Annotated in this window: 21 protein-coding genes; 6 read left to right on the forward strand and 15 right to left on the reverse strand. The window is 37.2% G+C overall.

Annotated elements, in window-relative coordinates; all coding sequences use genetic code 11:
- Window positions 1-432: 432 nt before the first annotated feature.
- A complete protein-coding gene (locus KHY58_RS09010) occupies window positions 433-996 on the reverse strand; it encodes a PepSY domain-containing protein (RefSeq protein WP_012863831.1) in 564 nt (187 codons plus the stop codon).
- A 160-nt stretch (window positions 997-1,156) separates the two neighbouring features.
- On the opposite strand from KHY58_RS09010, the gene fliB reads away from it, so the two are divergent.
- Window positions 1,157-2,068 carry a flagellin lysine-N-methylase gene (gene fliB / locus KHY58_RS09015; protein ID WP_278473145.1) on the forward strand — a complete coding sequence of 304 codons (912 nt, stop codon included), beginning with the start codon at window positions 1,157-1,159 and terminating at the stop codon, window positions 2,066-2,068.
- Window positions 2,069-2,122: 54 nt separating this feature from the next.
- Here the strand turns inward: fliB and KHY58_RS09020 are convergent, their stop codons facing one another.
- From KHY58_RS09020 to KHY58_RS09040, 5 genes are all read right to left on the reverse strand, one after another.
- Complete coding sequence (locus KHY58_RS09020; RefSeq protein WP_156697109.1) at window positions 2,123-2,752, reverse strand: hypothetical protein; 630 nt, start codon at window positions 2,750-2,752, stop codon at window positions 2,123-2,125.
- A 72-nt stretch (window positions 2,753-2,824) separates the two neighbouring features.
- The gene (locus tag KHY58_RS09025; protein WP_021147683.1) at window positions 2,825-3,508 is read right to left on the reverse strand and encodes a hypothetical protein; all 684 of its coding nucleotides are present in this window, start codon (window positions 3,506-3,508) and stop codon (window positions 2,825-2,827) included.
- A gap of 291 nt (window positions 3,509-3,799) precedes the next feature.
- Complete coding sequence (locus KHY58_RS09030; protein WP_156697108.1) at window positions 3,800-4,471, reverse strand: hypothetical protein; 672 nt, start codon at window positions 4,469-4,471, stop codon at window positions 3,800-3,802.
- Between the two features lie 48 nt (window positions 4,472-4,519).
- Window positions 4,520-5,089, reverse strand: a complete 570-nt coding sequence (locus KHY58_RS09035) for a hypothetical protein (RefSeq protein ID WP_278456690.1) — start codon at window positions 5,087-5,089, stop codon at window positions 4,520-4,522.
- 231 nt (window positions 5,090-5,320) lie between these two features.
- Window positions 5,321-6,235 carry a metal ABC transporter substrate-binding protein gene (locus tag KHY58_RS09040; RefSeq protein WP_008603023.1) on the reverse strand — a complete coding sequence of 305 codons (915 nt, stop codon included), beginning with the start codon at window positions 6,233-6,235 and terminating at the stop codon, window positions 5,321-5,323.
- 147 nt (window positions 6,236-6,382) lie between these two features.
- Here KHY58_RS09040 and KHY58_RS09045 point away from each other — a divergent pair, with 147 nt between their 5' ends.
- From KHY58_RS09045 to KHY58_RS09055, 3 genes are all read left to right on the forward strand, one after another.
- A complete protein-coding gene (locus KHY58_RS09045) occupies window positions 6,383-7,204 on the forward strand; it encodes a metal ABC transporter ATP-binding protein (RefSeq protein WP_278473148.1) in 822 nt (273 codons plus the stop codon).
- Window positions 7,197-8,015, forward strand: coding sequence for a metal ABC transporter permease (locus tag KHY58_RS09050; protein WP_174892177.1), 819 nt, complete (start codon window positions 7,197-7,199; stop codon window positions 8,013-8,015). Before KHY58_RS09045 ends, KHY58_RS09050 begins: the two co-directional genes overlap by 8 nt.
- A 230-nt stretch (window positions 8,016-8,245) precedes the next feature.
- Window positions 8,246-8,653: a Fur family transcriptional regulator gene (locus KHY58_RS09055; RefSeq protein WP_205112832.1), complete on the forward strand. Its 408-nt coding sequence runs from the start codon at window positions 8,246-8,248 to the stop codon at window positions 8,651-8,653.
- Window positions 8,654-8,757: 104 nt separating this feature from the next.
- Here KHY58_RS09055 and KHY58_RS09060 read toward each other — a convergent pair whose 3' ends face one another.
- The 4 genes from KHY58_RS09060 to KHY58_RS09075 form a co-directional block, all read right to left on the reverse strand.
- Window positions 8,758-10,098, reverse strand: coding sequence for an anaerobic C4-dicarboxylate transporter (locus tag KHY58_RS09060; RefSeq protein WP_008603031.1), 1,341 nt, complete (start codon window positions 10,096-10,098; stop codon window positions 8,758-8,760).
- A 188-nt stretch (window positions 10,099-10,286) separates the two neighbouring features.
- Complete coding sequence (gene bioA, locus KHY58_RS09065) at window positions 10,287-11,675, reverse strand: adenosylmethionine--8-amino-7-oxononanoate transaminase (RefSeq protein ID WP_227037669.1); 1,389 nt, start codon at window positions 11,673-11,675, stop codon at window positions 10,287-10,289.
- Window positions 11,676-11,859: 184 nt separating this feature from the next.
- Entirely contained in the window at window positions 11,860-12,612 is a 753-nt protein-coding gene (gene bioD, locus KHY58_RS09070; protein WP_278473151.1) for a dethiobiotin synthase, read from the reverse strand.
- A gap of 552 nt (window positions 12,613-13,164) precedes the next feature.
- Window positions 13,165-13,710, reverse strand: a complete 546-nt coding sequence (locus KHY58_RS09075) for a beta-class carbonic anhydrase (protein ID WP_012863820.1) — start codon at window positions 13,708-13,710, stop codon at window positions 13,165-13,167.
- Between the two features lie 347 nt (window positions 13,711-14,057).
- On the opposite strand from KHY58_RS09075, the gene KHY58_RS09080 reads away from it, so the two are divergent.
- Both KHY58_RS09080 and KHY58_RS09085 read left to right on the forward strand, forming a co-directional pair.
- Window positions 14,058-15,098 (forward strand): YeiH family protein, encoded by a 1,041-nt coding sequence (locus tag KHY58_RS09080; RefSeq protein WP_077708027.1) that lies wholly within the window; start codon window positions 14,058-14,060, stop codon window positions 15,096-15,098.
- Window positions 15,099-15,233: 135 nt separating this feature from the next.
- Window positions 15,234-15,848 (forward strand): LysE/ArgO family amino acid transporter, encoded by a 615-nt coding sequence (locus tag KHY58_RS09085; protein ID WP_004694005.1) that lies wholly within the window; start codon window positions 15,234-15,236, stop codon window positions 15,846-15,848.
- A gap of 139 nt (window positions 15,849-15,987) precedes the next feature.
- Here the strand turns inward: KHY58_RS09085 and KHY58_RS09090 are convergent, their stop codons facing one another.
- From KHY58_RS09090 to KHY58_RS09110, 5 genes are all read right to left on the reverse strand, one after another.
- A complete protein-coding gene (locus KHY58_RS09090) occupies window positions 15,988-16,872 on the reverse strand; it encodes a LysR family transcriptional regulator (protein ID WP_008603042.1) in 885 nt (294 codons plus the stop codon).
- A gap of 204 nt (window positions 16,873-17,076) precedes the next feature.
- Window positions 17,077-18,273 carry an MFS transporter gene (locus KHY58_RS09095; RefSeq protein WP_156697106.1) on the reverse strand — a complete coding sequence of 399 codons (1,197 nt, stop codon included), beginning with the start codon at window positions 18,271-18,273 and terminating at the stop codon, window positions 17,077-17,079.
- Between the two features lie 290 nt (window positions 18,274-18,563).
- Window positions 18,564-19,169, reverse strand: a complete 606-nt coding sequence (locus KHY58_RS09100; RefSeq protein WP_278473154.1) for a hypothetical protein — start codon at window positions 19,167-19,169, stop codon at window positions 18,564-18,566.
- Between the two features lie 138 nt (window positions 19,170-19,307).
- A complete protein-coding gene (locus KHY58_RS09105) occupies window positions 19,308-20,579 on the reverse strand; it encodes a putative porin (protein WP_077708026.1) in 1,272 nt (423 codons plus the stop codon).
- Window positions 20,580-20,832: 253 nt separating this feature from the next.
- Entirely contained in the window at window positions 20,833-21,435 is a 603-nt protein-coding gene (locus KHY58_RS09110) for a hypothetical protein (protein WP_077708025.1), read from the reverse strand.
- Window positions 21,436-21,706: the final 271 nt, after the last annotated feature.

A 21,706-nucleotide genomic window follows, 5' to 3' on the forward strand; every position in this document is an offset into this window, starting at 1 on the left:
ACATATATCTAGCATGGACTTGTAGATATATAGTTTGGAAATTGCAGATATAGTTGAGTTTGTCTTTCGACTGGTACACATACTATCGATAGTCTATGAAGTCAAAATGTAGAAGAACCATTAAATGCTTATTTTATAGTGAGTTTAGAATGAATTTATATATAATTCCTATAAAATCCTATGGGATTTACTTTATACTTAAAAATTCCATGAATAACATGTCAAAAGCCGTTTACCCCATATATAAGGGATAAACGGCTTTCAAAATACACGTATTGATATCTAAAAATTCACATTCATGAGCAAACTTTCACAAAAAATGCCTCAATACTAGTTATTTTTTTAAGAAAAACAGTATTAAGGCATTTAATTATTATATTCAGAATAAAATAACTAGGCACTATTAAGATATAATAACTAGTCAATCATATATTAGTCATCAAATTTAACAGATAGCAATTTACCGTTCATTGCATCCATACGTACATGTACCTCTTTATTATCTTCTGTACCAAAGCTAACTTTGTACACGATTTTACCTTTATCATAGCGCACAGCCCATTCGTTGAGGCTCACAGCTTTGCCTTTTGTTTGGGCATAAGCAAAGTTCACCACTGCTGCAGGAGGTAAAATTTCTCGTGGATCAAAAGATTTTTTCTTTAACGATTTATGGAAGTCCCCTTCACGTTTTTCAAAGATTTGATTAGTAGCATAGATATACGTTAACTCATATTTGCCAGTTTCATCAAAACCTTCTACATCATACTTAATTTGACCTCCATCCGCATCAAAGGCGATTTCCGTAATTCCAGCATTTGGATGATTTTGGATAAAGGCATTTAATAAACCATTAGCTCCTACAATTGCTGCATGGTTGCCATCAACAACTGCCACAGTTGGCTCTACAGCTACTAAAGGGGCTGCACTTGCATTTGGCATGCCAAATGCCGCTGCCAAGGCCAATACAAGGCTACCTTTTACAAAAAATGATCTCATTGGTTCCTCCATATCTCAAACAGTTATCATAACAATATATATACAATTATACACTAAATCAACACGGTTTATAATCTTTATTTATATAATTAGTGCATGTACCTGCACCCTATGATACAATGCACATAGATTCATTTTTGTAACTACATGTGAGCTAACTATGATTTCAATTTACCCCACTATATATCACGAATTTCAATGCAAGGCCAATCGATGCGAAAATACATGTTGTCAGCTGTGGACCATCGATATAGATGAGCCTACTGCTGAACGTTATCATTCCATGACAGGTTCTCTTGGTAAAAGCTTACGCCAAGCCATCACTGTTGATGATGAAGGCAGTCATTTTATCTTTTCTAAAGCACAACCTATGTGTCCCTTACTCAATGAAAAAGGTCTATGCAAAGTAGTTCTTGAATTGGGAGAAGAAGGACTTTGTGATACCTGTCATATGCATCCACGCTTTTATAAATACATTGAAGACTTAGAACTATGTGGCGTTGGATTATCTTGTGAAGCTTCGGTTGAACTATTGGCCCGACAAGAACCAATGGACTTACTCCTTTTTACAATTGAAGATGACCATAATGAATTCAATTCTGAGGAGCGATTAACACTCCACAATGTTTTTGAATTATTAGCCTTTGATTTAGATCCTAATCTATTCAAATATACGCCAAAGCCCTCAAAACAGTCTTTCAAAGAACTATTAGACCTATATAAACAAACGGAACCCATCGATGAGAATTGGACAGCACAAGTTAATACATTATCTAGTAAACTAGACCAACTCATCACATCCGTACAGACCTATATACAGCAAGAGGATATGAGCCTATTTAACAAAGTGTACCAATATATATTGTATCGCCAAATCGATATGCTATCAGACTATTCCTTGGAATCTATCTTAGCTTATGCAAAGGATGGTACTGACTATATACTTATAGCCAGCGCCTTAGAGGGACAACCATTAAAACAAATTGCTAGATGGTCACAACAAATCGAATACGACGAAGATAATGTGGCGCTATTATTACAACACTACGAAGCCCAACTTATTATAGAGTGAACAAAAACCGCAAGAATTTTATCTTGCGGTTTTTTTAAGTCTTATTATAATACATCATTTGAAGAGAGTATGAACAAAGCGAATCCATTGAGGTAATACAGAGACAGATAATAATGCTACAATAAAGATAACAATATAGGTTTTAATGATACCTAATTCAACATAACGTCTCATTAATTGGGCTACAATGAACACGGCATAATACTGGCTGAACATCGTAATAAGATAAGCCATATCCCCTACATATTTTTGAAGAGACAAAGAGAAAAAAATAATCCCTAGTATATGAATTAATACTAAGACAACCGTGCGAAGTGCATTTGTATAAGCTAATCCATATATATAATTGCGCAATACCCCACCATAAGTACCACGACCACCTAATAAAACAAGTAAGCGCCATATAACAAATGAACCGATGATAATTTGAAAAATTAAAAATACAGAACTTGCTAAAATACTAATTACATCAAAATGAGTTAACCCAGTAATCCGTTTAATCCCGAGCATTGGAGATATAACTTTCACCATAAACGGTAAGCTATAGGTCATTATATATAATACAATAGTAGATACGACTAGATTCAGAATGGCTCTTGTATGAGATCCATAATTAATAATATTCTGAAATGATTGTTCGCTAAGCTTGGTAAATAAATGTAATATATCCTTATACCATGTCATAAATGCTCCTTTTAGTTTAAAACTAGTAAAAAAGGACGAGCTATGTCTCGTCCTAGATATATCATATGTATTTTATCGAGTCAACATATAAATCCATTCAAACACGTGTGCTACCAAAAGAGCAATCAACATTAGAATCAAACCTTCATAAGGGGTCCCATTAATGCATGCTCCCACAATACGTCCCATAGTTTGTAACAATAATACGGTACTTAAAACACATAGCACAATCATACAGAAGCCAATGATCGCTTGCAGTATTAATGGTACCGAAGTTAAAATCAGCATAATCCCTGCTGTAAAAGTAATCAATGCCACAACAAGTTGAGCAAATGACATGATATGCAAAATACCGGTTGTAACAGTTCGAACATAAAATTTACGCTGTTGAGCAACCGCATAAACTATAATGATACATGCCATGAAAATAACTTTTCCGATTACCCATGCAAAGCGACCCATATTCCAAAATTCTCTAGGACTACCCATCTGTTCCAAAAAAAGTTGTATTTCATGTTGACCTACTGGAAGAGATAGCGATTCCCACCTTACTAATAACGAAGAATTGCGTATAAACGCACGTATAGCATCTAAATATACGCCTTCACCTACAATAGTAAATTGATAACATATGAGTGTTAATAGCAGCATTCCTATGAGTTGCCCATAGGCAATATCAAAGTGATACATACGAGGATTATTCTCTTCAATAGGGTTTAATAAACGATAGATAAACTGCATTAAACCCACCATCATAGGTATCACCACCTTTTACACAATATACATACACAACATTTAAGTTTGAATACTATAACATACAACACACAATAAGGAACTATAAAAAATAGTTCCTTTTCATTTTCCGTTCATCATTATAGCACAAAACAGACATCTTTTCATACTTTAATTATCCTAATGGAATGGGTCCTTCGGGGCCCTTTTCCCTTATAAAATACAGAAAAAGCTATTAGCAGATTATATATAATCAGCTAATAGCTTTTTTCGTAGTAAGGGGTATTTTGTTACAGCCCCTTTCATGTTATGTAATTATCTGGAAGTAGCAAGTACTACCATGCCAATCAAGATACCTAAAAGGATTACAGGAATCAAACTCGTAATAATAGAAATACCAAAAGTTGCTAAACGGGATTTATTAATTTGGCGACTCAACAATGTTAAGCATACCCAGAATGTATAGACTGCAAAAGCTATCGTTGCGAATATAATAATAGTTATCCATACAATACTACCTACTATAGAGTCAGGATTAGAGCCTAGTAGCAACAAAAATGGCAATGATAGTAATAGGAAGCCAATGAAATATACTAAGCCCATAATCTGATTATAAGCTTGTTCGTACCACATGATTTTTAACACAGACTCATATGTAGTATGGGCATCAAATTTATTGGCGACCCAAGAGAAAATCGCAGAATAAATAGCAATACCAATAAAAGCAAATAGCAAGCCAACCGCTAGGCCTAATATACCGGCCCCAGAAAGAGCCGCCGCACCAGTAAGTGCAACACTAAGTTTATCCACAAATATCATACTCAAAAAAGTAGGTAGAATATTTGAAAATACGAATGCCACCAATGCCAAAGCTACTGTAGCATAGAACCCTTTGCGACAAGATCCATGCTCTACAATCTGTGGAATACCACGTTTAAATGGAGCTACTATAAGCTGCCAAATATCTGAATACCATTTTGTTTCCATAGAACCTCCAAAACACCTATATTTTTCTAATCGTAACACAAACTATATTTAAACCGTCATGGACAACATTATACCTCCTACACCAAAGATGAAGGATACTATGTAAAAAGAAATACCCGTTATCCAAAGATTTAGACCAAATTGCTTAGACATGAGTTGTGCCATAATAAAAACATTAACTAGTTCCATGGTGCTTAATCCACCCGAACCACCACGAATACGTAAATCTAAGAAAAGATAAACAGGTGCCGCAATAAGTACAAAAATTAAATGAATCCAACTAGCAATACAGCTATTCAAAAGTAAATCTGCCACTAGCTGCTTATAGGTAACCTGCCCCTTAAAAACTTTAAAAATACCATATAAAATACCAGAAGTTACAAGAACAAAGGCTACAATTCCAAGTATATATCCAATAATAGGAAGCGCCTCTAGCTCTACAGGACCTATGACCTCCCAAATAAAAGTTTTAAAAAAAGGACTCTTTGGAAAAATCAACATTAATACGTATAAACCTAAGTCAGTTATAATTAATGATCCCACAGCAAGTAGTAACATATTTTTTATGGTCACTAAATGCATCCATTTTTCTATATATAAACCAAACAAACCATTCATAATACTATACCTTATAACTTTTCACTTTTAATTAATTGATTCCCTTCAAAATAATAATTATGGTCAAGACCTTTCATCAGCAACCCCTAATTTATTAATGATAACCATATCAAGTCTCCTTTTTATTTAATCTGATAATATATTATACTATATAATCTAACTTTTAAGATATTATTTTAGCCTATTATAACGCAAAAAAGCAGCCCACTAGGGGCTGCTCTTTCATTTATCTTATTGCAAAGATGCTGCAATTTTTGTAAGGTTTTCATCCATACGTTCTAAGTATGTTTTATTATCTTCGTTACTTTCGATAGTGTAAATAGTTTCTACCTTAGCGCCTACTTCTTGTGCCAAAGTTTTGGATACTTCTGGACTAGCCATTTCTTCTGCAAAGATAGTAGTAATATGGTTTTCTTTAGCGTATTCGATGAGTTTAGCCAATTGCGCTGCATTTGGTTCGCCTTCAGCAAATACATCTTCCACACTATTTTGTTCTAAACCAAAGTCACGGCATAGGTACGCAAACGCTGCATGGCCTGTAACAAAGTTTTTATGCGGAGCTTTAGCGAATTGCTCTTCATATTTTTTAATCATTGCATCTAATTTAGCAACGTATTCAGTATAATTCTTTTCATAATAATCCTTGTTTGCTGGGTCAACTTTTACAAGAGCATCCTTGATATTTTTCACTTCAATTTTAGCATTTTTCAAAGATAACCATGCATGAGGATCTTCTGCACCATGTTCTTTAATTTCTTCTGGATCAGTATTTTTAATAGCTTCAACGCCTTCAGTAGCTACAACAGATACGAGTTTATCATTCTTAGCTGCTTCGATAGCTTGTTTTGCCCAAGGCTCCATACCAAAACCGTTATACACAAACACTTGAGCTGTTGCCAATTGTTTCATATTTTCAGGTTTCAACTCGAAATCATGTGGTTCTACGCCATCTGGTATAATAGTAGATACCTCTACCTTGTCACCACCAATAGCCTTTGTAAACTCAGCCATTGCATTAAAACTTGTTACCACTTGGATTTTTTTACCTGCTTGTTCCTTCTGTGCATTCGGTGCATCATTGCCACAACCTGCAAATAAAGCAGCCATCATAATACCTACAACTAACAAAATCAGTTTCTTGATCATCGTAGTCCTCCTTTGTAAAATCCTGATCGCTATGCCTATACAGAATACACTCTATTCTTTAGTTGCAGTTGCGACTCAGTTGCATTTGTAATATAGTTATAGTATAAACTTACTTAGAATTTTGTCAATCAGAAATGTGGTTTTCATATGTTATCAATAGAACATCTTTATTTTTCCTATCAAGGTCAACCTCCTTATGTGCTAAACGACCTTAATTTACATATTCACAGTGGTGATTATATATCCATCGTTGGGGATAATGGGTGTGGTAAAAGTACCTTACTCCGTCTTATTTTAGGTTTTCTTACACCGGTAAAAGGTTCTATCAAGCGAAGCACCAATAATATTCGGTATGTGTCTCAAAAAAATGACTTCTCTCACGCAGGCTTTCCTATTACGGTAAAAGAAATCCTCGATTCCTACCGAAAACTTTTAAAGATTAAGGATAAGCAGGAAGTCAATCGCGTATTAGAGCTTACCCATATGACGGAATTTAAAGACCGTCTCATCAGCAAACTTTCAGGTGGACAAGCTCAGCGTGTATCTATCGCCCGCGCCCTCATCGGTAAGCCAGATCTCATCATCCTCGATGAGCCTTCAACAGGTATCGACAGAAAAAGCCAAGAGGGCATCTATGCTCTACTTCGCAATTTGAACCAAAAACACCATATTACGATTATCTCTGTTGAGCACAATATCGAAATGGCCTTAGCTAACTCAACTAATATCTACCATATTGCAAATGGTCAAGGTCACCTTTGCTCCCCTGAGCAATATGCTAGTGAAATCATGCACAGTACAGGTCGCAATCCAATAGATCACAAAAACTGCTCCTGTTTCACAGATGTAACAATAGAAGCTCAGGCTCAGGCTCAGGCTCAGGCTCAGGCTCAGGCTCAGGCTCAGGCTCAGGCTCAGGCTCAGGCTCAGGCCGATGATACCACAGTTGAGGAGGTGCGCCATGTTTAGTTATGATTTCATGCAAAATGCCTTCTTCGTAGCAATTTGTATTTCTCTTTTATGTCCATGTATTGGTATCTTCATGGTGTTACGCCGTTCCAGTATGATTGGCGATACCATGAGTCACGCATCGCTAGCAGGTATTACACTAGGTTTATTAACGAATACTAATCCAATTTTAGGAGCCTTTATCTTCACTGCCATCTGCGGTGCACTCATCGAGTTCTTGCGAAAATATTTTTCACACCATCTCGATCTTATTCTTACTATCATCTTATCCCTCAGCATCGGTACAGCTATTACACTTATTAGCTCAGGCAAACTAAAGGCTAACGCAAATGTATTCTTCTTTGGTAGCATCCTAACGGTAAACGCAACCGATATGATTAGTATTGCAGTGCTCACCATTTTATCAGTATTAACGCTATACTTTTTGTATAACTCCTTACTCTACATCGCTTACGATGAAGAAGCGGCTCGTGTAGCAGGTGTTAAGGTAGATTTTATCAACTATATCTTTGCTATCTTAATGGCTGCCGCCGTATCCATTTCTATTAAAATCGTTGGTGTTCTCGTATTGAGTGCCATGATTGCATTACCAGTAGCATCTGCATTACAATTAGAAAAAGGATTTAAAATAACTTTATTATGCTCCATTGGATTTAGCTTACTTGCCATGATCATCGGACTTTTTGGATCCTACTTTCTTAACGTAGCACCTGGTGGCTTCGTGTCCCTAACATCGGTAGGGATCCTACTAATAGTGTTAGTCATTAAGAATATTCGTGCCATCATACGACGCTTTCAGTTTAGTAGATAAGCTAAAACAATAAGTAATATATTTGGGCATAAACATTATAGCTAGTTAGAGTAATATAACTAGTTAGAGTCAAATAATATAGCTAGTAGAATAAAAAATATAACTAGTTATATATAAAAATATATCTAACCAAATGCGATAACATATTTGATATTTTATTAGCCATATAAGTCATTTAACTATACAGGTGTATAGCATGTTTAGTATTAAAACAGAATCGAAAGAGAGCTATGAATACAACAACTTGGCCAGAAGGCATAAAAAAGACCAAACAGCGCGAAGCCATTTGGTCTGTATTAACAACTACAGATAAACCTATTACAGCCCTTGAAATCGCAGAACGCTTAGGTGACGGTAGCACTACTTGGATGTCTACTATCTACCGTACACTTGAACTATTAGAAACTAAGAGTATCGTTACACGTACCACGCTCATGGGTAGTGATATGGCATATTATGAAATCACCCCTCATACACACCGCCACTATGCAGTATGTACGAGCTGTGGTGCGATGCTACCACTCCATACCTGCCCCGTCGTAGAAATGCCTAAAGAACTCAGCGAAGCAGGATTCACTGTGACGGAACATCACCTTGAGATCGCAGGAATTTGTAAGAAGTGCAAAAACAAGAAGTAGAAAATAGACAACTAATGTTTAAACAACAAAAAGGACGCAACTGATAGTTACGTCCTTTTTAGCTTTAAATATGTTTTGTATTAACCTTATTTAGTTTTCACCAATTACAGCATCAACGGAGCCACTAGGAAACCGAGTGCTACGGAGATGGCAATAGCAAGTACGCCTGGAATGAAGAATGGATGGTTAAATACGAGTTTACCAATTCGCGTAGAGCCCGTATCGTCCATTTGTACAGCCCCCAGAAGTGTTGGATATGTAGGCAATACAAAGAGTGCAGATACAGCTGCAAAGGATGCGATAATAATATAAACGGATCCTGTATTCTCTGGTGTAATACCGAGAGCTAAGATTACAGCTGGTACCAAAGCTTGTGTAGTCGCTGCTTGACTATACAACAATGTACTTGCAAAGAAGAACGCTACCGCCAATAGGAACGGATATGCTGTTACCATGCTAGAAGCGAGCGCTTTGATTTCAGGGATATGACCTTTTACAAAGGTATCACCCAACCATGCTACGCCTAGTACACAGACACAAGCGGATAAGCCGGATTTGAATGTACTTGTATTAACAAGTTCTGCTGTATCAAGCTTACAGAAGAATGTGATAGCAGCCGCAATAATCATCATAAAGCCGATGATAGCATCATTTCGACCAAAGATAACTGGTTTAATAATACCAATGTTTTTGGAAATTGCTGTTGCGTAGAATACGATACAAATGATACCAATCAAGAAAATCAATACTGAAGTTTTTGCACCAGGTTTTAAGTGGAAATCAGTGCTTTTTTCACGAGGTGGCGCCACGTGACCTGCCGCCAAACGTTCTTGATACACTGGATCAGAAGATAAATCATTATTCGCAAAGGTAGACATGATAAATGCCGTAATCATAACCCCTACAAATGTTGTGGAAATACAGATGGCGAGCAATGTAGGATAGTTAACACCATATGGCTCAAGGAACCCACTCATAGCAACTACTGCTGCCGATACAGGACTCGCTGTGATACCAATTTGACTCGCTACAACGGCGATAGATAATGGCACAGATGGCTTAATGTTTTCACTTTTCGCCACCTCTACGATTACTGGAATCATAGAGAATGCTGTATGACCAGTACCCGCTAGAATAGTTAAGAAATACGTAACAGTTGGTGCTAAATAGTTGATATGCTTAGGATTTTTACGCAAAATACTTTCAGCAATGCGCACCAAATAATCAAGACCGCCGGCTAACTGTAAGGCACAGATGGCTGCGATAGCAGACATGATAATCAGAATTACATCCCATGGAATCTGTCCCGGAAACATCCCCATACCAAGGCTTAACAACACAACCCCAAGGCCGCCAGCGTAACCGATGCCCATGCCGCCTAGGCGAACACCGAGGAAGATGGCACCAAATAAAATAATAACTTGCATAATTACATAAATGTCCATACGATGACCTCCTTTATACATATATAGTATCATAGATATGCTAAATAATCATCGAATTTTGGCAATGTATAGTCTATAGTTTAAAATATGACGAAATTTCGATATGCTATACCAAAAAAACTACACCCCATTGCCTTAAACTACTAACAAAAGACAATAGGTGTAGCTTTCCAATAATTAATTTAACATTATAAAATAATTGGGCGCATATCTTCAAGTATCCCCTCTTCCTCAGTTGCACGTTGGATACTTTCACCCACAATATGAACCATATCCTCTAATTGTTCCACAGTGGATGCCAATGGAGGCATGAGAATAACCACGTCACCGATAGGACGACAGATAAGTCCTTGCTCACGGGCGAGGATTGCCACCTTAGCACCGACCGCATCATTCGGGCGATACGCTTCGTGAGTTGCCACATTTTTTTCAAGTTCAATACCTACGATGAGGCCTCGCTGACGAACCTCTTTAACATGCTTCAATGACTTAATAGGTTCTAAAGCCTTTGTGAAAGCTTCTACTTTAACAGGCAATTGTTCAATTACCTTTTCATCACGGAATACTTTCAAAGAAGCCAACGCAACGGCACAGGCCAAGGCATTACCGGTATAAGAGTGACCATGATAGAAGGTTTTCTTTTCTTCAAAAGTGCCGAGGAATGCATCGAATACGCGTTTTGTAGTCAATGTTGCTGCTAATGGAAGGTACCCACCAGTGATGCCTTTGGATAAGGTCATAAAATCTGGAGATACGCCTTCATGCTCGCAGGCAAAGAATTTACCAGTCCGACCAAAGCCTGTAGCCACTTCGTCGACGATGAGGAATACATCGTGTTGTTCTGTTAACTCACGAACACGTTTCAAATAGCCGTGAGGCATTACGAGCATACCCGCTGCTGCTTGCACCAATGGTTCCATAACAAGAGCTGTAATTTCATCGCCTTCTTCGTTAAGGATACGTTCCAATTCAGTCAACGACTCTTCAAAAGCTTTATCTCGATCTGCCAAATCTCTATACACACCAGGGCTTGGCAATGTTAATGGTTTAAATAATAGATTATGGAATACTTGGTGAAATAATTGAATACCACCTACGGATACCGTGCCTAATGTATCCCCATGATAGCCTGCATTGAGGGCGATAAACTTAGTTTTCTTAGTTTGGCCCACTTGCTGACGATATTGATATGCCATCTTAATGGCAACTTCGATAGCCGTACTACCATCATCGGACAAAAATACTTTATCGAGGCCTTCTGGAGCAAGTTCTACCAGTTCTTTACACAATTGTGCCGACGGAGGACTTACGAGGCCTAATAATGTGCTATGTGCAATTTTATCGATTTGATCCTTCAATGCTTGATTCAATACAGGATGGTTGTGACCGTGAATATTAACCCACAAGGAGGATACGCCATCGTAATACTTTTTACCGTTCTCATCGATGAGGTATACCCCCTCACCGCGCTCGATTACTACTGGCTCTTGCGCTAGCCAATCTTGCATTTGTGTAAATGGATGCCACACAAACTCGTGGTCCCATTGTGCTGCTTGTGAAAGCTGTTTTTCTGCCATTTCGTCACCTCATACTTACTAAGTTTTACAAACTATAACTCTCTATGACTATAATTAATGTAAGTTAAATTACTATATATAATGTAAGTTATATAACTATACATATCTAACTACGCTAAATTGATGTATATAATTTATGCTAAGTTTCTACCACTAATAAATAACGAATTATTCAATCTAAGCTTTATAGCCCTAAGACGATGTTCCATAATTCCTTAGAATCAATAAAAGAGCGAGCCCAACCAAGTTGAACCTTGTGAATATCCGGGCCTTGGTATGGCGGTACTACAGCTACTACAGGAACACCTGTGTAACGCTCCATATCTGCCACATTTGTTTTCAACAAGAACAGATCTACAGCTGTCGTATCATTTACGATAATAGCTTTCACCTCGATACCATGCAATTTAGCATATTCGCAAGTCAAAACGGCACGATTAATAGAACCAAGACGACCATCTGCTACGATAATAGCAGGTAATTTGATATCTTTCATAAAATCCGTGAAAGTTTTATCTCCATAAAGAGGGGTCGTAATACCGCCAGCACCTTCTACAAAGGTTATGTCATAGCGACTCACTACTTCTAATGTATGTTCTACAAGACCATCATAGTCAATCTCGATACCAGCCAATTCCGCTGCAAGGCGAGGAGAAAAATCACCGGCAATAGCATAAGGATTCACTTCATGACGACGAGATTCAGGAATACCTGCGGAGCGCATCAAATGTGTCGCATCTTTACTCTCAAGGCCGATATTATAATTATCCTCATCCATCGTCACACATTCAGGGAAAGGCACTGCACTAGAAGACACAGGTTTCACCATTCCAACAGCAAAGCCATCGTCTACAGCCATCGCCCCCAATAACCCGGTCACAAACGTCTTACCTACATCTGTATCTGTACCAATTATAGAAATACCTAACTGCTTCATACAAAGCTCCTCTCAAGCGAATACTTACTGCCGCATAGGTTAACTAATTTATATGATTAAGTTTACAATCTAATTACAATATACAGCGAAAAGGAATATATAGTCAACCTATTATTACTGTTCAAGTTTACGATTCTATGACTCTATGGGGCCCGAATACATCGCTACATTTTAGCTAAAAAGCTGTGTCCCTAACCTCCGCGCTCCATAGTAAACTAAGTCGCACTTCGATTAGGAACACAGCTTTTTATAACATTATCGCAGTATTAGTCCCATAGAGTCACAGACCGCTATTTTGAATACGATAATAATAGGTTGGCTATATGGGAAAAGAGAAAGGGAATGGCTAAGCCATTCCCTTTCTCTTTTGATACAGTGAATTTTGTTTTATTGATTTATGGATAGACTCGATTGGACAAGTTCACAAATACAGTTATAAAAAGAGTAATGACTAACCGATTAGCGACTTAGCTCGCTTTGGAGCGTAGAGGTTAGTTATCGTTCTTTTTCACCTAAATGTACAAATCAACTTGGGCCCCATCAAATCTTAGCCTAGATTTCAAGGTAGCGGAATTCGCCTGTATCAGGATCCATCATGCCCCCATAGAAACCCATCCCTTTTGGAAATAGTGGATGGTGGCGTAGGAAGTTAACTGTATAAATTACATTGTCTTCAGAGATATGGAATCGATCCATCCAGTCGATAAGGCCCGGTTCGATCATGCGAATAGCATCTTCACTGATACCTTTCGCTTTCATAGATTCCATGAATGTAGTAGCAGAAAAATCGATCATACCGCAGTTTTCATGACCGATGATTAGCACATCTTCAATTTCCATACCATAGGTAGCAACGAGCAAGCTTTGCACTATGTTATCGATAGGTTGTGTTACACTATTTCCTGCAGTTTTGATGACAATTATCTCACCTCGATTAAAGCCTAGTGCTTCTTCTAGCATACCTACTAAGCGGGTATCCATACAAGTTACGATGCCTAACTTTTTTGTAGGATGGCTTGTTAGCCCCGCCTTTGGTAGCTCAGGGTGTTGTTTCACATATTCTTTATTGGTTTCAATTATTTTTGTAATATCAATCATAAGGGTCCTCACTTTATATACTCTATTTCCACCTGAAATAGATTCTATTCATTATATACACCTTATTCATCACAAAACAAGTTTAAATTTCAACTTATAAATTATTATTATGAATTTTACGATTATATAAAATCTTTAACTCAATAATATTAACTCCTATCTTATAATTTGTTTTTATTTATATTAATCATATAAAAACTTCAAAAATGCGATGAATATTCTGTATAATTCTGACATATATAGTAGATTTTAAAACCCTTCCTATGGTACTATTAACACTATAGAAAGCAAACGCCACATGATACCGCATATGACGTGAACTGTATGTACAGTAAGGAGGTTTTATAATGGGTATCAATCAAAAAACGTTGCCAGGCATTTTGCTCTGTGCCATTCTCGCTATTCCTTGTTGGCTACTAGGACAGCAATTTCATCTAGTAGGTAGTCCAATCTTTGCCATCATTTTAGGTATAATTATCGGTTCTATCTTCACCTCTTGGAAACGGGAAAAAACAGGTGCTGGCATTGGATTTACATCCAAAAAGATTTTACAGTGGGCCGTTATTTTGTTGGGCTTTGGTCTTAACATTACACAGATTCTACATGTAGGTTGGATTTCTTTACCTGTCATCATTTCTACCATCGCTACATCGTTAATCGTATCCTATGTTATTTATCGATTAACCCATATTGACTCTAACTCAGCTGTTCTCATCGGTGTTGGTTCATCCATTTGTGGTGGTTCCGCTATTGCTGCAGCGGCACCAGTTATTAAAGCAGAGGATCATGATATTGCACAAGCAATCTCTGTTGTATTCTTCTTCAATGTGGTAGCCGCCTTCGTATTCCCTCAATTAGGCGACGCCATTGGGCTCTCTAACATGGGCTTTGGATTGTTCGCTGGTACTGCAGTTAACGATACTTCTTCTGTAACAGCAACAGCTGCTGTATGGGATAGTATGAAAGGTACGGGCACTCAAGTTTTGGAATATGCTACTATCGTAAAGCTAACACGTACCCTAGCTATTATTCCTATATGTTTAGGCCTCGCTAGTTATCAAGTATACAAAGCCAAGAAAAATGCCTCTCAGACAGATGGTGCAAACGTTAGTATTGCTAAGATTTTCCCAAGATTTGTTTTATACTTTGTACTTTGCTCCCTTATTACAACAGCATTATCCTATGCTAATGTAGATATTCAATTCTTGAGTATCTTCAAAACAATTTCCAAATACTTTATTACAATGGCTATGGTAGCAATCGGCCTTAATACAAATATTGTAAAATTATTAAAATCCGGCGGCTCTGCTCTAACCTTAGGTGCTTGTTGCTGGATTGCTATTTCTGCCGTAAGCCTTATGGCACAACATATGATAGGTTTATGGTAGAAAATATACATATATTGTATATTATGTTATAATTATATATGAATAGAATAGTAAGGACCCCTCCAGTAATGGAGGGGTTTCGTGCTACTATTCACCTTATTAGTACTTTATCATACCATAGTCAGGAGGGTTAATATGTACTTCTTACAAGGACTTCTTGTCGGCCTCGCTACGTTTGCCCCTGTTGGCATGCAAAACCTCTTCATTATTAATACGGCCTTGGTGCAACCTGTCCGTCGCATTATATTGACGCTAATCATACTAGCGTTTTTTGACATGAGTTTAAGTGCTGCCGCCTTCTATGGTATTGGTGCCGTTCTTGAAATGTGGCCACTCACAAAGCTCATAGTTCTCCTCTTTGGGGGCCTCCTCATTGTTTATATGGGCTTTAATATATTTAAAACTGAACCAGACATGCGCAATGTGGACACACATATTCCAATTAGAAAAATTATTGTCTCAGCCATTGCGGTATCATGGGGCAATCCTCAAGCCATTCTAGATGCGACAATGATGCTCGGTGCTTTTCAAGCTAATATTCCAAAAGAAAGCATCTACCACTTCTTCGCTGGTTTCTTAGTTATGACACCAATTTGGTTTGGTTCTCTAGCTACTACAATGCATCTACTAGCTAAAAAAATTAAAATTACTCATATGGCATGGATTAACCGTTTCTGTGGTTCGGTTCTCGTCATTTACGGTATCAAACTATGTATTGATGGCTTCATGATGTTAAGAGACTTTTTGTAAGGTTATAGTCATAGATACAAAGAAAAGTCTAAATCACTAATACCATCATAACTATATAAGAAAAATACAAATAGATGATGTACAAAAAAGAAAAAAGTCGTTAGCAAGTTGCTAACGACTTTTTCATTTATAATCTCATTTATAATTCTTCAAGTACCTGCCGGAACATATCTCTAAGAGCTACAATATACGAATTATTTTGATTTCGTTGCGATATAAAGTAGTAGTGGCGTTCCATAGGTTTACTATGATTCGTCAACACCTTACGTTCGATACCTGGCATAGGATCTGTTAAGTATTTAAAACAATCTAATAGTAATAGCCCTTGCTGCCCTGCAACCAGGTATCGTGCTTCTTCTAACGTACGAGCATAAGCGAAGGCACCATTATAACCTATGGCCTTACGATAGTGTTCCTCTTCAGACAAGGTATATTTCCCGCGACACAATAAAATAAGTGGTAAATCATCGATATGCTTTAGTTCTACACAATCTTCATTAGTATATCCTTGTGGTACCTCTATAAATGTAGTGGCTTTATCAATTAAATGACTTTCAAAATCATCAGACAAAATTTGCCATTGATCATTAAATACTACATCTACACGACGATCGCTGAGCATGCCATATAGCTCTTCATGACTGCCGCTGTACATACGAATATCTAAATTTTTATAACGCTTTGCCATGCGAATCACAGTTTGCTGCATAGCAATCCCACTATAACGGTTCAAATAGCCAATGCGCAAACTCACCCGTGCATCTGTACCAATGCGCGTCGTTTCTACCTTAATATCATGGAACCGTTCTAATAACTTCTTACCAGATCGATATAAATATTGTCCTGCTGGTGTTAGATGAAAGCTTCGTTTCTCTCGAACCATTAATTCAACACCAAGGCTATTTTCAAGAGCCTTGATTTGCTGAGATATAGCAGATTGAGATACATATTGCTCTGTTGCAGCTTGTGTAAAACTGTTATTATCTACTACACATACAAAATACTCTAATTGTTTTAATAACATAACGATGCACTCTCATCTCTCTTACGGATTAGACAAATCAATACCTTTGAAACATTTCGCAACATATAGCCCCATATTGGAGTTTGCTATACGTTTTCTCTACATAGTATCTTACATAGAATCTATAGTATCTATCGATTCTCTACATAATACTAAATATATTTAACTATGTCTAAAACGGTGAAAGCAGATCAGCTATGATGATTAACTTTCACTAGGAATAACTAAACTACGATAAATAAACAGGGCCGCTACAAAGAATATAGCTGCTGTAGACCAAAAGACCGCCCCATACCCAAAGGCGCGAGCAATCATACCACTAAGGACAGGCCCCAATACATTTCCCATCATGGCTACACTCGACACCGCACCAAATACGATACCTCGGCGCTCAATAGGAACAGCCTTGGATATGAGCGTATTGGCAATCGGTGTAATAAAGCCCATGAAGAATCCTGCAATGGCACGGAATATGCCAAGGCCCCATATACTAGGCATTATATATTGAAGTATAAACAAAGACCCTACAGCCCATGTAGCAGTAAAAACAATACGAGGCATGGTTAAACGTTCTGTTATCTTGCCAATGGAGATTGAAGCTAAAGCACTAAACAAACCGGCGCCAAAAATAATTATACCAACAATGGTGGCTACAAACTCATCATTCATATGCATATAGTGCTTAATGTATAGTGGTAAAATAGGACCAATACCGGTAATACCAAAATTACATAAGAACAATAGCCCTACCAAGAGGCGAACACGAGGTATGACCAAAAAGGATTTAATTAGAGACAGCTGCGACTCTCTAGCATCTACCTTATGCTCAAACTGTAGATTAGGCATGAATAGATAAATTCCCAACATACAAAGCCCTGTTAAGGCTGAGAACATAACAAATGGCGCGCGATAACCTAACAAGTCCGCTGCCAAACCACCCATAAGCGGTCCAAAAACGAGGCCCATAACCATGGAGGCTTGATATAAGCCCATCGCCCAAGGCACCTTATCCTCAGGGGTTATGAGAATAATAATAGCCAAGCCTATCGGAACATATCCCCCCACCACGCCTTGCAAAATACGTAACATCAATAACTGCCATGGTGTTTGTGTAAAAGCACAGGCACCAACCGTAACCATCAGGGTAAACAAGATAAACATCATTACCTTACGCGGACCAAGCTGATTTGCCTTACGCGACCAATAGGGAGCACTAAGAGCCACCATACAAGGCGTTACACCTGATACAAGGCCTGCCCACATGGCCGCTTCTCCTGGATCATGAAGACCTAGCTCAGCTAAAAATAACGGAAGGAAGGATAATACACCGATAATTGTTATACCCCCACCAACCTGTATAGTACAGATTAGGTATATAATTCGTTTCCAAGAAGAATCCATAATATCCTTCTTTCCTATTTGAAATTACCTATAAAGGTAGTAATATACATATCGATATGAGCTAAAGTATACTATAATACAAAAAAATGTTTATAGAACAGATTTTTACTCTTACCTCAAAAGAATGCAATAGCATATATTTACATAAATCCATAGAATATATACTTATGATTCTATTGTATCGCAAACGACAAAAAAAGACCATCGCTTATACCCATTAGGGCCAGAGATGGTCTCTTTTATCATGTGGTTCCCCTACTTTTACTAAAGAAAGAGATGCCTACGATATATTATTTTTGTTTGAACATCCAATAAATATAGTAAATAACAAGCGCATAAGTTACTACGTCAAATACAGGCAAGAATGGTACCATTTTAGATAAACGGCCAAATCCATGAACATGGATATTTGCCGCAATAATGGCAATTAGATTCAAGCGATGAATCCAGATTGCTTTTTTACGGGATACAGATTTTGCCATATTGCCTACCCAAGGTGTTAAGTATAATACCGCAAAGATAAGAGCAATAAACATAGCCACAAGAGAAATATAGCCGCCCCAGAAGCCTAAGAAGGATTTCAAAGCTTTCAAGAAGTATACATACCAGTGTGCACATACGAGAATAACACTAACAATACCTACGATGCGATGAACTTCAAACATTTCTTTTGGATTATATCGTTTGATAAACCATTTTGGTTTTGTTGCAATGTATGTTAATACAAGCCATGCCACATAAGGAATAAGTCCTAAGTGAACCTTCCAGTTGCCGAATGGTCTACCACCTGTTACATAACCATATTCCACCATACCCATAAATATTAGGGATAAAACTGCAATCCAAATTAAAATATGGTATTTACTCTTAAACTGTTTTTTTACAACTTCTGCCATAATAAACCTCTCTATGTCCTATACGATCTACAAGTATACATCTAGTTTGGCCTAATGTAGCATGCTAATAAAACACTCTCACCCTATAGCATTCTACTTAGAACTAATTACTGATTAAATTAGAATTCAATTATTACATTAGAATTTGAAGTTAAGATCCGCACGATAGTAATCATTTACGCGATTGCCTTCTTGTGTTTTAGCATTGAAACCGTAGTATGCATTAATGCCAATATTTTTCTCTGGTGCATAAGATGCGCCCAACTCCCACGCCTTATAACCTTCAAAACGCGTTGTTTTTTGTAAATCATTAGATTCGTATTTTTGTGTTTTGAAAATCGGTGCATTTTTAGCTTGATCGTAGTAATCTAAGCCTACTGCCCAAGAATTCTTTTTATCAATTTTGTAGTTGCCCCATTTAGCGCCTACATTCCAAATATCAGAATCACTCAAGCCTGATGCTTTAACCCACTCACCGTGAACATCAAGTTTACCTACATTATATTTCGCATTGAAGCCATATACATTATCAAAGTCATTATTTTTCTTGCCATTACCCATGCGTACATTCGCTGTACCTACATGAGCAAGCATACCACCAAAGCTAAAGTGATTATTTACAGCCACATTAGCATTCACAATGCTCACATCACCGTTATTTTCCTTGGAAACTTTTGCAAAACGGCCTGCTGTCATATAACCATAAGCACCATTCAAAGTAACTTTTTTACCAAGTTTAGCTGTAGCACCTACACCATCAAAGTTTGAACTATAAATCAAGCCACCACCAAATTTTTGGGTATAACGACCAGCATCAACTACAACATTTTTACCAAATTTGTGCTCTACATAAGCTAAATCCCAATTAGCTTGTGCTGTTTTAGAGCTATCACCTAACTCGATAGCACCTGTTGTAATACGAGCTTTCACAGATGTATTTTTATTAACCTTTGCATCTAGGCCTAAACGTACACGGGCTGTGATTTTATCTTCGTAATCATAACCATCGCCACCCTCTTTGCCGATGTAGTTGATACGAGCATCACCAGTAACTTTAACATTACCTACACGGTCTTCCAATTTAGCTACACGTACGCCCAATGTATTTAATTCATTGGAAAACTCATCTGCTAAGCGATTCAACATAGCTTGTTGTTCTGCATTGGCACGATCTTGATTAGCCATACCTTTTGCAATCATTTGAGCCATTTCATAACGGGTAATGTTATTTTGACCTTTGAAAGTTCCATCAGGATAACCATTAATAATACCTGCTGTAGCCAATTGATCTACAGCTTGATATGCCCAACTATCAGATGGAACATCAGAAAATGGGTTAACAGCAAAGGCTGTAGCCACACCCATCATGGCTGCTACTGCAAAAGCACTAGTCATTTTACGTTTAATCATAATAAACCTCACACACGAATAATAACAAGAAATAAAATGAATAGATAATGAATATATGACTCTGATTATCATTATCATATTTAACATACAGATAATATCAATTTTCATTAAGGTAGTAAATAGAAAATGTATATCAATCTCACAATCATTTATGCATCAAACTGATAATATAGAATATTGAATTCCTTAGAAACTAAAAATATAACAAAAAAATCCCCTCTGTATAACACAGAAGGGATTTTATCAATTCATATTATTTCTTTTTTAACATCAAGTAAATGCAGTAAAGCACAAGTCCGTATGTAATGATATCAAATACTTGTAAGAATGGTACCATTTTGGAAATGCGATTAAAACCATGAATATGTATATCTGCTGCAACTAATGCTACAAGATTTAAACGGTGTAGCCAAATGCCCATATTACGACCAGAAGCGGTAACTTTTCTAAGTTTTGGCGTTAAGAACGCAAGGCCAGAAATAGTGGCGATACTAAAGGAAGTAAGAGCTACATAACCACCCCACCAACCTAAGATTGATTTAGCAGCTTTACCAAAATAAAGGTATAAATGGAACGCAATAACAGCTACAGTAGCAATACCCAATGCACGGTGCACCTTATACATGTCACCTAAATTATAGCGGCTTGTAAACCATTTAGGGCGAGTCGCTAAATAAGTCATAACAATCCATACACACCATGGCACAAGGCCTGTGTAAACTTTGTAGTTACCAAAAGCACGGCCACCAACCATGTAACCCCACTCTAATAAACCGATCATAATTAAGGAGAATACAGCAATCCATATAAAGATATGGTAAATACTTTTTTGCTGTTTTGTTGTTACTTGATCCATCATATACCTCTCTAAATAACATCTAAAAATTAATCTATACGATATAGTTTATCATTTAAATCGAATTTTGTAGATTACTTATATTAGATAGATAGTATTTATTATAAGAATAATTCTAAAATAAAATATCTATTATGGTAATTCTAAGCTTATTACAACAAACAATATTCTTCTCTACTGAGAGTAAAATACAATCTAATACAGAATAAGTAAATAAAAAGCCCCTTGTAGTTGTGAGCATATGCTTTCACTATTACAAGGGGCTATAGAT

It is taken from the genome of Veillonella parvula, assembly GCF_018366295.1.
GTDB classification, from domain to species: domain Bacteria; phylum Bacillota; class Negativicutes; order Veillonellales; family Veillonellaceae; genus Veillonella; species Veillonella parvula_P.